This is a genomic window from Pseudonocardia nigra (genome assembly GCF_019396355.1).
GTDB lineage: Bacteria > Actinomycetota > Actinomycetes > Mycobacteriales > Pseudonocardiaceae > Pseudonocardia > Pseudonocardia nigra.
In genome coordinates this window covers 1-12,032 of record NZ_JAHKRK010000090.1, presented here as the reverse complement: position 1 = coordinate 12,032, position 12,032 = coordinate 1, and the positions used below count along the sequence as shown (strand labels likewise).

The window sequence follows — 12,032 nt, the reverse complement described above, 5'->3', positions numbered from 1 at the left end:
CTGGATCTCGTGGCGATCAGCAGCGCTCACGCCGGTGGGGTCGGTATGACCGGGCTCGAGGGGGAGGAGTCGCGGTCGGGGCGGGTGCGGCCTGTCGTGATCGCTGTGAGGTTGCGGTTCGTGCAGTTTGGACCGCGCGGATCCGCATCTCGTGGCGATCATCGGCGTGCTGGTCGCGGTGAGGGTGCGGTTTTCGCGCTGCCGAGTCCAGATTTCTGGATCTCGCGGCGATCACGCAGCACCCCTTCCCGGCCGACACCCTTGGACGGGTCCTGCGCCGGGAAGGGGTGCGTGCGGCGGAGGTCAGTCCGCCGTCGCCGGCGCGACGGTGGCCGGGTCCCCGTCGATCGCGGCGGGCAGCCGGGGCACCAGCTTCTCGATCGCGACCGGCAGGCTCAGCACGGTGCTCCACGAGATCGCCCCGTTGAGCTCCTTGTCGTCGGCCTCGAGGAACAGGTCCCGGCCCTCGGCGGAGATGCCGAGGCTCTGGTAGATCGCACTGGACTCGAGCTCGGGTCGTAGCTCGGGGGTGGTGCTGGTGAACCAGAGGGCGAGGTCCTGGTCCATCAGGTCGAGCCGCTCGGCGCTGACCTGCACGCCGTACCCGTCGGGGCCGGTCAGCGACCGGATCGACTCCGGGATCGTGAAGCCGATGTCGGCGAGGAAGCGCGTCTTGGGGTCGTCCGGGCCGTAGACGAAGTACTGCCCGGGCTCGTTCCAGCCCGCCGCGGCGGCCGTCTTCCCGGCGAACTCCGGGTGCTCCTCACGCGTCGTCGCGAACAGTGCCTCGACGTCGGCGATCAGCTGCTCGGCCTGTTCCGGCTGGCCGAGGGCCTGGCCGGTGAGCCGGGTCATCTCCTGCCAGGGCGCGCTGTAGTCCTCGTAGCCGACGGGCTGGGCGACGGCCGGCGCGATCCCGGAGAGCGTGTCGTACTGCTCCTGGGTCAGCCCGGAGTACAGCCCCAGGATGAGGTCGGGCTGAAGCGCGGCGATCGACTCGAAGTTCAGCGTCGAGGAGTCGCCGACGACCTGCGGCACGTCCTCGCCGTACGCGGCCTCCTGCCACGGCCAGACGGCGTTCGGGTAGTCGCCGTACCACTCGACGACGCCGACCGGCTTGATGCCGAGCGCGAGCACGGCGTCCTGGTCGCTGAGGCCGACGGTGACGACGCGCTGCGGGTCCGCCGGGACCTCGGTGGTGCCGTACTTGTGCTCGACGGACACGGCGGGTGCCTGCGGGGCGGCGCTCTCGCCGGACGCGGCGGGTTCGGCGGGCGGTGCGCCGCCGCAGGCGGCCGTCACGGCGAGCAGCGCCGCCGTGACGAGCCCCGTGGCGAGGCGGGTGGATCGGGACATCGGTGTTCCTTCCTTCAGGGGTTCGGGGGGAGGTCAGGGGACGCGGTGGTGCGGGGCCTGTGCCCACGCCGCCCACAGCTGGGCGTAGCGGCCGCCCGCGGCGACCAGCTCATCGTGGGTGCCGTGCTCGACGACTCGGCCGGCGTCGAGCACGACGACGCGGTCGGCGGTGGCGGCCTGGCCGAGCCGGTGTGCGACGACCAGAGCGGTGCGGCCCTCCAGCGCGCGCCGCGCCGCCGCGTCGAGCACCCGCGATCCGGCGCTGCCGGCCTCGGCTGTGGCCTCGTCGAGGATCGCGATCGGCGGGTCGGCCAGCACGAGCCGGGCGAGGGCGAGCTGCTGGGCCTGCACGACGGTGAGCGCGTGCCCGCCGTCGCCGACCACGGTGGCGAGCCCGTCCGGCAGCGCCTCGGCCCACCCGAGCGCGCCGACGGCGGCGAGCGCGTCCCGCAGCTCGGCGTCGCTCGCGCCCGGCCGGGCGAGCCGGAGATCGTCGGCCAGCGGGCCGGCGAAGACGTGCACCTCCTGGGTCACGAGCGCCGCCGTCCGCCGGATGCGCGCCGGGCCGAGCTCGGCCAGGGTCGCGCCGCCGAGCCGGACCGTGCCCCGGGACGGGCGGTGCACTCCCGCGACGATCGTGGCGAGCGTCGTCTTGCCCGCGCCGCTCGCTCCGACCAGCGCCACGCGGGTGCCGGGCGCGATCGCGAGGTCGACGCCGTCGAGGACGTCCTGGCCGGGCCGGTAGGCGTGCCCGACGCCGGTCACGGAGACCGACGCGTCGCGCGGCGCCGCGGGGTGTGCAGGCTCGGCCTCGGGCGGCAGGTCGACCACCCCGACGAGCCGGGCGAGGCTCGCGGCCGCCGACTGGGCCGTGTCGAGCAGGAACAGCGCCTGGTTGACGGGGGTGAACAGGTTGATGAAGTACAGCGCGGCCGCGCTGGCCGTGCCGATCGTCACCGCGTCCGCCCTGACCAGGAAGAACCCGGTCGTGAGCACCGCGGTCACGCCGATGAACTCGGCGTGGTTGAGCCGCCCGAAGAACCGGGTCTGCAGCCCGACCACGCGCATGGCCAGGTCGACGACGTCCTGCGCACGGCGTCCCAGGCGCGCGACGTGGTCGTCGGCCAGGCCGAACGCGCGCACGGTGGCCGCGCCGCCGATCGTGTCGAGCAGCTGTTGCTGCTGGGTGCCCGTGGTGACCCGCTGCTGCGTGTACAAGGGTGTCGAGCGGCGCAGGTACCAGCGCGCCGTGACCACCTGCACCGGGACGGCGCACAGCGCGGCCAGCAGGAAGCGCCAGTCCAGCACCGCGAGCCCCACCAGGGTCAGCGCGATGACCAGCACCGACCGGGCGAACTCCGGCAGGGCCCGGCGCACGGCGTCGGCGATCACCGTGACGTCGACGGTCACCCGCGCGGTCAGGTCGCCCGCCCCGGCCCGTTCGATCCGTTCCAGCGGCAGCGCCATGGCGTGGGCGACGAACCGCTCGCGCAGCCGGGCCAGCACCCCCTCGCCGAGCCGGGCGGTGAGCGCGGTGCCTGCCACGGCGAGCAACCCCTGGGCGATCGCGACGCCCGCCAGGAGCAGCGCGGGAAGCGTGACGGCTGCGGCCGGGCGGTCCTGCGCGACCAGGTCGACGATCCGGCCCAGCAGCGGCGCCGCGAGCAGGCCCACGCCCGCCGACGCGGCCAGCCCGGCGAGCGCGGCGACCGCGAGGAACCGGTGCGGACGCAGCAGCTCGCCCACGGCGGCGCGGGTGCGGGCCGCGGAGGCGACGGGGAGCAGGTCGGTGGTCATGAGGCAAGCACCGCCGCCCGGTAGCCCTCGTGCCCGCCGACGAGGTCGGTGTGGCTGCCCTCGACCACCGCCTCGCCGCCGTCGACGAGGACCACCCGGTCGGTCACGGCGAGCAGCGCCGGGCTCGTGGTGAGCAGGACGGTGGTCCGCCCGTCCCGAAACTCCCGTAGGCGCTCGGCGATGCCCGCCTCCGTGACGGTGTCGACGGCCGTGGTCGGGTCGTGCAGCACCAGCACCGGTGCGTCGGCGGCGAGCGCCCGCGCCAGCGCCACCCGCTGGCGCTGCCCGCCCGACAGCGACCGCCCGCGGGCCGTCACGACGGCCTCGCCCGGCTGGTCCGCGTGCGCCGCCGCGAGTGCGGGATCCGCGTCGGTTCCCGGGCGGACGGCAGTGACGTTCTCGGCGACGGTTCCGCTGAACAGGTGCGCCTCGTGGGCCGCCACGAGCACCGCGGCGCGGGCCGCTGCCGGATCCAGCGTGCGCAGGTCGCGCCCGTCCAGCTCCACCGCGCCTGCGGCGGGGTCGGCCTCCCGGGCCAGGCAGTGGGCCAGGGCGGACGCCGCGGCCGGGTCCGGGACGACGACGCCGAGCAGCTCGCCCGGCCGGATCGACAGCTCCAGACCGGTCAGCCCGTCGCCCGTCAGCCCGCGCAGGGTCACGGCTCCGCGCACGGGCTCGGCGGGACGGCACGTGCCGCCCTCGACCGCGGGCGCGGTGGCCAGTACGGCGGCGACGCGGTCCGCCGACGCCCGCGCCTGCGCAAGCGCCCCGTTCACCCACCCGAACACCGACAGCGGGCCGAGCAGGAACTGCGCCAGCCCGACCGCCGCCACCAGCTCGCCGACGGAGATCGCGCCGTCCGCCGCGAGCCGACCCCCGACGAGGGCGACGAGCGCGAGGAAGAGCCCGTTGGCGGCGAGGATCGCGCCGCCGTAGGTCGCGTGGGCGCCGGTGGCCCGCAGCGTCGCGGCGAGCGACTCCTGGCTGGTGCGCGTGTAGCGCGCGACGGCGGCGTCCTCCGCGCCCAGCCCCTTGAGCACCCGGATCCCGCCGACCACGTCGGCCGCCACTCCCGACGCCCTGGCGGCCCGCTCCTGCTCCGGGCCGCTGCGCCGCTCCAGGGGACGGCCGAGCAGGTGCACCAGGTACAGCAGCGGCGGGCTGCCCAGCAGGATCAGCAGCCCCAGCGGCAGGGAGATCCGCAGCAGGGCGACCGCCACCACCACCAGCGCGGCGACGGCGGCGACGCCGTCCGGGATCGCGAACAGCGCGACGCCCACCCGCTTCGCGTCCCCGACCGCCACCGAGACGAGCTCACCCGGCGGGCGGCCGGCCTCGGCGCCGCCGCGCGGGTCGAGCACCCGGCGCGTGAGCCGCAGCCGCAGGTCGCGGTCGGCGTTGACGTCGGCCCACCACGCGCGCCGCGCCCCGAACCGGTAGCTCGTCGACAGGCCCGCGAACACCACCCCGAGCAGCGCGAGCCCACCCAGCAGCGCGCCGGGGCTTCCGGTCGTGACCGCGGCGTCGATCACGAACCCGATCACCACCGGCACCAGCGCCTCTCCCGCCTGGTGCGCCACCAATAACGCCGACGCGGCGAGCAGGGTGCGTCGGTGGTCCCGGATCGCGGCCCGCAGGACATCACGGCCGCGGATCACGTCAGGTAGCCGCCCATCCGCGTGAAGTACTCCGCGGCGGCGAGATCGTGCCCGTCATCGGTGCGGACGCGCCGGAGCACCAGGCCGGGGTTGCGCCCGTGCCGCGCGTCGGCCCCGGCGACGATCACGACGCCGCCGTCGCCGTCCCGGATGAAGATGCGCCCGGGCGTCCCGCCGTACGGCGACTCCGTCACCCCGGCCGCGAGCACGCGCAACCTGCGGCCCTCGTGCAGGCACCAGGCGTTGGGATAGGGGTCGACCTGGGCGCGCACGAGGTTGGCGATGTCGCGGGCCGGCCAGTTCCAGTCGATCCGGTTGTCCTCGTCGCTGCGGCGGTGGAAGTAGCTCGCGCGGGTGCGGTCCTGCGGCTGCCAGTCGGTGCGGCCGGTCGCGAGCAGCTCCAGCGCGTCCACCGTGATCGGGCCGAACATTCCGAGCGTGCGGTCGAACAGGTCGACGATCGTGTCCTCGTCGCGCACCGCCGTGGCCCGCTGCAGCACGATGTCGCCCGCGTCGAACTCCGCGTTCATCATGTGGGCGGTGACGCCGACCTCGGGCTCGCCGTTGATCAGCGCCCAGTTCAGCGGCGCGAACCCGGCGTATGCGGGCAGCAGCGCGTCGTGCACGTTGAGGGTGCCGAGTCGGGGCAGGGTGAAGACCGCGGGCGGGAGCCAGGTGCGCCAGTTCGCCACGACCACGGCGTCGGCCTGCGCCGCGCGGATCCGGTCGACGACCTCGTCGTCGTCGGCCCGGTGGCGCACCAGCATCGGGATCTCGTGCTTCGCGGCGAGCTCGGCGACCGAGTCATTGAAGATCGTCTCGTACGGGTTTTCGCTGTAGGGGTGGGTGGCGACCAGGGGAACCTCGTGCCCGGCCGCTAGAACCGCCTCCAGCGTGCGATGCCCCCAGGTCATGTAGCCGAACACGACGACGCGCATGCAGTGATCCCTCCCGGCCCGACGGTGTGGTGCCGAGGAGGATAGCGGGCGAAGTTAGGTTTGCCTGCCCAAGTGTGAGTTGAGCCTGAGCGACTTGCGCCGAGCGGTGCTAGCCGGCGTGCGCTGACGCGGAGCCGGCGCTGCTTTTGAACAGGCGCACTGCACCCCGTTCCACCGCCTGCCACTTCGTGGGAAAAGCACGGGTCGGTGGGGCCGGCCCCACGGTCACGACGGCGAAGCTCCGCCGGCCGGCCGCGAAGTCTGTGTGCCCGCCTCGTTCCGGTGGGAAGGCCTGTTCAAGCCCCTCTCGTAGGCGAAGATGACGACCTGGATCCGGTCGCGGAGGTTCAGCTTCATGAGGATCCGCTTGACGTGGGTGCGGATCGTGGACTCCTCGACGACGAGCGCGGTTGCGATCTCGCGGTTGGACAGGCCGCGGGCGACGTGCTCGAGAACCTCGCGCTCGCGCGGGGTGAGCTCGTCGAGCTTGGCATGATCGAGGTCGGATGTGCGATGCCGTGCGACCCGGTCGATGACGCGTCGGGTGACCGAGGGGGAGAGCAGCGAGTCGCCCGCGGCGATCGTGTGCACGGCGGAGATCAGCTCCTCGGGCCGGGTGCGCTTGAGCAGGAACCCCGACGCGCCGGCCCGCAGTGCGCCGAAGATGTAGTCGTCCTCATCGAACGTCGTGAGGACGAGCACCCGTGCTGCGGGGGCCGCGAGCAGGAGGTCTCGCGTGGCGGCGATTCCGTCGAGGTCGGGCATGCGCACGTCCATCAGGACGACGTCCGGGCCGAGCCGGCGGGCCAGCTCGACGGCGGACCGTCCGGTCGCCGCTTGGCCGACGATCGTGATCATGGGGTCGACGGTCAGCAACTCGACGAGCCCGGCGCGCATCAGGTCGTCGTCGTCCGCGATCATCACCCGGATCATGTGCGGTCCCCATTGCGATAGGGGATGTGGGCACGCATCCGGAACCGACCGTCGGTGTGGCGGGCGTCGAGGGTGCCGCCGAGCACGGCCACGCGCTCGTGCATGCCGATCAGGCCGTGCCCGCCGCCGGGTCGCGGCGCGTCGCCGGGTGCCACCGGGTTGACGACGGTGATGTCCAGCCCTGTATCGCCGAAGTCAAGAGCAATCGTGGCGCTTCCGCAGCCGTGCCGTGCGGCATTCGTGAGCGCTTCTTGCAGTATCCGGTAGGAAGCCTGATCCGCGGGACCGGTGAGCGAGCGCGGCGTCCCGTGAATGTCGAGCGTCACACGGAGTCCGGCTTGCGCGCGCTGCGCGATCAACGTGTCGACCGATGCGAGCCCGGGCGGCGGCGCGGGCACCGACTCCTGCGTGTCGCGTCGCCGAAATGCCCCGACGATCTGGTCGATCTCCTCGGCCGTGCTGCGGGCCAGCTCTTCGATCGCGGTCAGGGCGAGCAGCGAGCGGTCCGGGTCCTGCCGATGGCGCAACCGGGCGGCGCCGGCGCGGACGGCGATGACGCTGATCGCATGCCCTGCGCTGTCGTGCAGATCGCGGCCGATGCGGGCACGCTCCTCGGCGACCGCGAGCAGGCGTTCCCGTTCGGCCTCCTGCTCGGCGCGGAGGGCGCGCCGGCGGAGATCGGCCATCTGCTCTCGGCGCAGCCGGGTGCGTTCGCCGGCGAACCACGCCGCCGCTGCGGTCAGCCCGGTGTGGAGGAGCTCGATTGCGGGCACGACGGCCTGGGAGACCGCGGTCGCGCCGAGGTAGGCCGCCAGAAGGCCGACGACGGTGGGGGTGGTGCGCCGGGTCCATGGGTGCGCCGGCCCGCGGCTCGCCGCGAGCAGGTAGAGCGCGGCCGTCGGCCCGAGCAACAGGTCGATCGGATATCCCAGGCCGGCCAGCAGCATGCTCGCGGTCGCGGTACCGGCGAACACCCCGAGGGGAGAATGCCGCCAGGCGATGAGCGGCACCGTGGAACCGACCGCGAGGGCGATCCCGACAAGATCGAGCTCGGTCGGGTCGGGTCGGCTTGGCGTGATGCCGCCGTGGGCGAGCTGCATCAGCGTCCCGGCCAGCGTGAGCCCCGCGAGGGCGGCGTCGGCCACCGCCCGGGCGCTCGGCCGGGTCGCGAGCGTATGCGCGGTGGATGTCGAGAACATGAGCTTCGCGACGGTACCGCCGTGAGTGGCGCCGGTAGTCCCCCCAGCGGGGGATCCTGCTCCACGCGGCGTGGACGAGGAGATCCCCACGCGGGACGTTTCGCCCACGCCGCGACGTCCTTAGCGTGACGGCGACGGATCACGGCAGCGGAGGCCGCCGGATGACGCTGCCGATGTCGTCGTGGGTCTCCTCGACCTGCTCGTGACCGCCGGAACCGAGCCGAGGAGGACGTGCGCATGACTGACCGATCCACGGGCCCCGCTCCCGACCGCGATCGCGCAAGGGAACACCTCGACTCGAACACCGGGACTCCGCGGTGGGTGAAGGTCTTCGCGATCGTCGGCGCGGCACTCGTTCTGCTGGCCGCCGTCCTGCTACTGCTCGGCGGCGGTGAACACGGCCCGGGTCGTCACGCATCGGTCGGTGGAACGGTCCCTTCGAGCGCAGCGGTGATGCGCTGATGGCGATGGTGCCTCGCCTCCGCAAGTTCGCCCTCACTGTGCACCTCACCGCGTCGGTCGGGTGGATCGGCGCGGTCGCCGTCTATCTCGCGCTCGGCGTCGCCGCCGCGATCAGCGAGGATGCTCGGACGGCGCGCGCTGCCTGGATCGCGATGGAACTGACGGGATGGTCAGTCATCGTCCCGTTGGCCCTTGCCACGCTGCTGACCGGGATCGTCATGGCGCTCGGCACCCCGTGGGGCCTGTTCCGGCACTATTGGGTCCTGATCGCCCTCGTCCTGACCGCCCTCGCCACGGGCGTTCTCCTTCTCCGGATGCCGACACTGAGCCGATTGGCCGATCGGGCGCGTGAGGCGGACGCCGCCGACCTCGGCGAGCTCGGGAACGATCTCGTTCATCCCAGCGCCGGTCTCGTGGTGCTTCTCGTGGTCATGGTGCTCAACATGTACAAGCCACGAGGGACGACCCGGTACGGGCGGCGCAAGCACCTCGCCGCCCAAGCCGTCGAGCAGGTTCGCTGCGCCGCGGCGGCCCCTCTCGCTCCGATCCGACGAGGCGCTTGGCACCTTTGGCGGTGCTGCCAACCATTCCACCGTTTGTCAGCTCGCGCTTGGTGGCGCTCATGACGCCGCGATCCGATCCGCGGCCGGCCGCGGACGGCCGTGCCAGCCCACCGACGGGGGGGACCAGCAACAACGCCGTGCCGAGGTAATAGACGGTCTGGATGTCCGCGGTGGCCGCAAGCACGCCGCCAACGAGCAGGTAGACGAGGCGGCCGAGCTGCCAGAGAACGTCGAAGCCGGCGAAGACCCGGCCTCGCGCCTCGGCGGGTGCCTGCGTCTGGAGCAGCGAGTTTGATGTGACGCGCCGCTGGAGGTGGCGAGCCCGTAGGCGGTCAGTGTGACCAGCGCGACCGGCAGTGCGTTGAAGGTGGCGACGACGACGTCGACCACGCCGCGCACGAACGAGCCAAACACGAACGCCGGCCGGCGCGGTTCGGGCGCGGGGCAGGCGCGCCAGCTCCCGTGGTGGGAGCGGCGGCGGGGCGGGACGGGCCTGCCGGGGACGTTGTCCGTTGGCTGTGGCAGGGCGGGTACGGGCGGCAGCTGACCGCCCCTCGCCGCCACGAGTGGTGCAGGTGCGTGCTGTTCAGGCTTGCCATTGTGGCGCTGCTGCTGCACGTCGCAATATGTCCGATCGCTCCCGTCGCCCCTGGCCTGGCGTCGACCGGCACCGAGGACGCCGTTGCGCTCGTGGTTGACGCGGGCGGGGACGGCGCCGGGGCAATCCGGGAGCGCGGACGATGACGGCGCGACCCGCCCGAAGTGGCGAGCCCGGGATCAGACCCGGTGGATTCCGACCGACAGGAGGATCGCGCGTCCGACGTGTTCTGTGTGCCTGTTTCCGCTCTCCGCATCCGACGCTCGGTATGGAGCGGCCGATGGCGGCGGGCTCCGCGGTAGGGACGGCAACGCCCGATGAGGGGGCGAGAGAGACGGTCGCCACGACCGTAGGAACCGGGGAGCCGAGGATCGCGACGCCGTCGGGTTCGGGTGGCAGCCGTCAACTTCGGAGCGCAGCGGGCCGGGCGCTGCGTGATATGGCGCGGCCCGCGCTCCGATGGGCGACCACCGGCCAAGCCATCGGTACCGGTCGGTTGCTAGTGTCGCCGCCACTGTGCAGACCGCAGCCCCTCTCGGCACCGACCATCGGCGGCTGCCAGTCACCGGTCGGTCCACGCGTGGAACGAATTGTCAGGGGCGCGCCGCATGACCTCCGCCGTGTCGGTGGCGTCGGGACTCAACACGATTCAGGCCATCGGGATCTTCGGCGGCATCCCGTTGCTGATCTTCGGACTCATCGCGCTCGCGGTCTACATTCCGGAACGGCGGAAGCAGGCACGACTTCGCGCGGAGTTGCAGCGTCGACGCGCGCGAGCCACATCGTCCGAATCAGGGCGCGAGTCGGCGCCGGACGACCGGAGCCAGCCGGGTCCGGGAGCTGAGGGAGGCAGCGGCGAAGGCGGCGACGCTTCCCGGGTGCTCGACCGCTGAGCAGAGCTACCACGTAGACCACGATCATGCCCGCCGGCTGCGCCGGCTCCCGGCGGGCTCGATTCGGCTGCCCCGTCGGTCCGATCGAGCGGCCCATGCCCACCGCTTCTTGAACCCGCTGCATCATCTCGCAGCGACGGGGGTACGGCGACTCCTCGACGGACGCCCGTGAGGAGGGCCGCGATGCCGCAGCCGTTGATCGTCGTGCTGCTCGCGCTGATCCCGGCGGCCTCGAACTTCCTCGGCGGACTGCTCGCCGAGGTTCGGAAGGTGTCGTCGGCGACGCTGAGTGCGGCGCTGCACGTCGCGGTCGGCATCGTCGTCGCGGTCGTGGGACTCGAGGTCATGCCTCGGGCACTGGAGGTCAGTCCGGCCTGGGTCCCGATGCTCGCGTTCATCGCCGGCGCCGGTCTCTTCCTGGGTATCGATGCGGCGACCGAGTGGCTGCAGCAGCGCGGAGGAGGTGGTGGCGGCCGGGCGTGGGCGGTGTACGGCGGGGTCGGCGTGGACCTGTTCAGCGACGGGGTGCTGATCGGCACGGGTAGCGTCGTCAACCCGGCCCTCGGCGTCCTGCTCGCCCTCGGCCAGGCCCCCGCCGACCTTCCCGAGGGTTTCGCGGCCTCCGCGACGCTGCGGCAGGCAGGCGTCCGGCGTAGCCAGCGGATCCTCGCGGGCGCGGGGTTCGCCGTGCCGATCCTGGTCGGCGCGGCCGTGGGGTACTTCGCGCTGCGCGGCGCGCCCGAGCTGGTCACGTTGTCGGTGCTCGCCTTCACCGGCGGCGCGCTGCTCAGCGTTGCGCTGGAGGAGATGTTGCCGCAGGCGCACGACGAGGCCAGCGGTCGGCGCGACGCGTTCTACATCGTGGCGGGCTTTGTGGTCTTCGCCGCGGTATCCACCTACCTTCCGGCCGGCTGAGGGCCCCTTCATCGTTCGACGCCGGGCGGCCTGTTCGCCGTCATCGCCATCCAGTTCGCCGTCAACCTGGCGCGCGTAGGGGTGGACGTCCCGGCCGCGGCCGCGGGCCTGCTGCCCGCGTTCGCGGGGACCGACAGCATCCTGCTGACCACCGGGATCCTCGGTGCCACGGTCATGACCCACGTCATCTACCTGCACTCGGGACTCACCCAGAATCGAGGGCCGGTGGCCGCTGCTGCAGGGCGCCGCCGGCAAGGCGCTACCAGCGGATCGGCGTGATCCTCGCGATGGGCCTGGCCGGAGTGGTGAACGCCTCGATGCTGCTTATCGCCGCGGCGCTGTTCGCCGGAACCGGCACCATCACCGACACCCTGGAGGGTGTTCACCAGGGCCTGCTCGCCGTCGATCAGGTCGCGGCGGTCGCGTTCGCGCTGGCCCTGCTCGCCTCGGGTTTCGCGTCCTCCGGCGTCGGCACGCTGGCCGGGCAGGTGGTGATCCAGGGCTATCTCCGCAGAAGGGTGCCGCTTCTCCTGCGCCGGGCGCTGACCCTCGCGCCTGCGCTGGCCGTCCTCGCGCTCGGGGCCGATCCCACGCCAGGGCCCAGGCAAAGTCGCGATGAGCGGGTGTTGACCTGCGGCGACACGCCGGGGTAGGTACGAAGACGGGCACGGGCTCGACGTGATCATGAGGGTGTCTAAGTCCTTGATCACGTCAGGAAGC

13 protein-coding genes are annotated in these 12,032 nt (G+C 73.0%); 7 read left to right on the top strand and 6 right to left on the bottom strand.

The genetic code is table 11. The features are described from left to right. Nucleotides 1–303: 303 nt before the first annotated feature. The 6 genes from KME75_RS21520 to KME75_RS21495 form a co-directional block, all read right to left on the bottom strand. A complete protein-coding gene (locus KME75_RS21520; protein ID WP_219416677.1) occupies nt 304–1,356 on the bottom strand; it encodes an iron-siderophore ABC transporter substrate-binding protein in 1,053 nt (350 codons plus the stop codon). Between the two features lie 33 nt (nt 1,357–1,389). After that, complete coding sequence (locus tag KME75_RS21515; protein ID WP_219416676.1) at nt 1,390–3,153, bottom strand: ABC transporter ATP-binding protein; 1,764 nt, start codon at nt 3,151–3,153, stop codon at nt 1,390–1,392. Then, on the bottom strand, nt 3,150–4,811 hold the full coding sequence (locus tag KME75_RS21510; protein ID WP_372452638.1) for an ABC transporter transmembrane domain-containing protein: 1,662 nt from the start codon (nt 4,809–4,811) through the stop codon (nt 3,150–3,152). Before KME75_RS21510 ends, KME75_RS21515 begins: the two co-directional genes overlap by 4 nt. Next, nucleotides 4,808–5,749, bottom strand: a complete 942-nt coding sequence (locus KME75_RS21505; RefSeq protein WP_219416675.1) for a methionyl-tRNA formyltransferase — start codon at nt 5,747–5,749, stop codon at nt 4,808–4,810. Before KME75_RS21505 ends, KME75_RS21510 begins: the two co-directional genes overlap by 4 nt. Before the next feature lie 225 nt (nt 5,750–5,974). Continuing rightward, nucleotides 5,975–6,682 carry a response regulator gene (locus KME75_RS21500; RefSeq protein WP_219416674.1) on the bottom strand — a complete coding sequence of 236 codons (708 nt, stop codon included), beginning with the start codon at nt 6,680–6,682 and terminating at the stop codon, nt 5,975–5,977. Further along, nucleotides 6,679–7,629: a sensor histidine kinase gene (locus tag KME75_RS21495; protein WP_219416673.1), complete on the bottom strand. Its 951-nt coding sequence runs from the start codon at nt 7,627–7,629 to the stop codon at nt 6,679–6,681. Before KME75_RS21495 ends, KME75_RS21500 begins: the two co-directional genes overlap by 4 nt. Before the next feature lie 573 nt (nt 7,630–8,202). Here KME75_RS21495 and KME75_RS21490 point away from each other — a divergent pair. The 7 genes from KME75_RS21490 to KME75_RS45055 all read left to right on the top strand — a co-directional run bounded on the left by KME75_RS21490 (nt 8,203) and on the right by KME75_RS45055 (nt 11,965). Next, complete coding sequence (locus KME75_RS21490) at nt 8,203–8,343, top strand: hypothetical protein (protein WP_219416672.1); 141 nt, start codon at nt 8,203–8,205, stop codon at nt 8,341–8,343. A 38-nt stretch (nt 8,344–8,381) separates the two neighbouring features. Then, a complete protein-coding gene (locus KME75_RS21485) occupies nt 8,382–8,969 on the top strand; it encodes a DUF2269 domain-containing protein (RefSeq protein WP_219416671.1) in 588 nt (195 codons plus the stop codon). Between the two features lie 516 nt (nt 8,970–9,485). After that, nucleotides 9,486–9,650, top strand: coding sequence for a hypothetical protein (locus tag KME75_RS21480; protein ID WP_219416670.1), 165 nt, complete (start codon nt 9,486–9,488; stop codon nt 9,648–9,650). Between the two features lie 462 nt (nt 9,651–10,112). After that, nucleotides 10,113–10,397 (top strand): hypothetical protein, encoded by a 285-nt coding sequence (locus tag KME75_RS21475; RefSeq protein WP_219416669.1) that lies wholly within the window; start codon nt 10,113–10,115, stop codon nt 10,395–10,397. 183 nt (nt 10,398–10,580) lie between these two features. Next, a complete protein-coding gene (locus tag KME75_RS21470; protein ID WP_219416668.1) occupies nt 10,581–11,312 on the top strand; it encodes a ZIP family metal transporter in 732 nt (243 codons plus the stop codon). An 81-nt stretch (nt 11,313–11,393) separates the two neighbouring features. Next, on the top strand, nt 11,394–11,591 hold the full coding sequence (locus KME75_RS45060) for a divalent metal cation transporter (RefSeq protein WP_308282967.1): 198 nt from the start codon (nt 11,394–11,396) through the stop codon (nt 11,589–11,591). Next, the gene (locus tag KME75_RS45055; protein ID WP_308282966.1) at nt 11,588–11,965 is read left to right on the top strand and encodes a divalent metal cation transporter; all 378 of its coding nucleotides are present in this window, start codon (nt 11,588–11,590) and stop codon (nt 11,963–11,965) included. The genes KME75_RS45060 and KME75_RS45055 overlap by 4 nt, the downstream gene beginning before the upstream one ends. Nucleotides 11,966–12,032 lie beyond the last annotated feature (67 nt).

Coding starts and splice junctions, on each gene's coding strand:
- KME75_RS21520 (WP_219416677.1), bottom strand. CDS start 1,356: ATGTCCCGATCCACCCGCCTCGCCACGGGGCTCGTCACGGCGGCGCTG.
- KME75_RS21515 (WP_219416676.1), bottom strand. CDS start 3,153: ATGACCACCGACCTGCTCCCCGTCGCCTCCGCGGCCCGCACCCGCGCC.
- KME75_RS21505 (WP_219416675.1), bottom strand. CDS start 5,749: ATGCGCGTCGTCGTGTTCGGCTACATGACCTGGGGGCATCGCACGCTG.
- KME75_RS21500 (WP_219416674.1), bottom strand. CDS start 6,682: ATGATCCGGGTGATGATCGCGGACGACGACGACCTGATGCGCGCCGGG.
- KME75_RS21495 (WP_219416673.1), bottom strand. CDS start 7,629: ATGCTGCTGGCCGGCCTGGGATATCCGATCGACCTGTTGCTCGGGCCG.
- KME75_RS21475 (WP_219416669.1), top strand. CDS start 10,113: ATGACCTCCGCCGTGTCGGTGGCGTCGGGACTCAACACGATTCAGGCC.
- KME75_RS21470 (WP_219416668.1), top strand. CDS start 10,581: ATGCCGCAGCCGTTGATCGTCGTGCTGCTCGCGCTGATCCCGGCGGCC.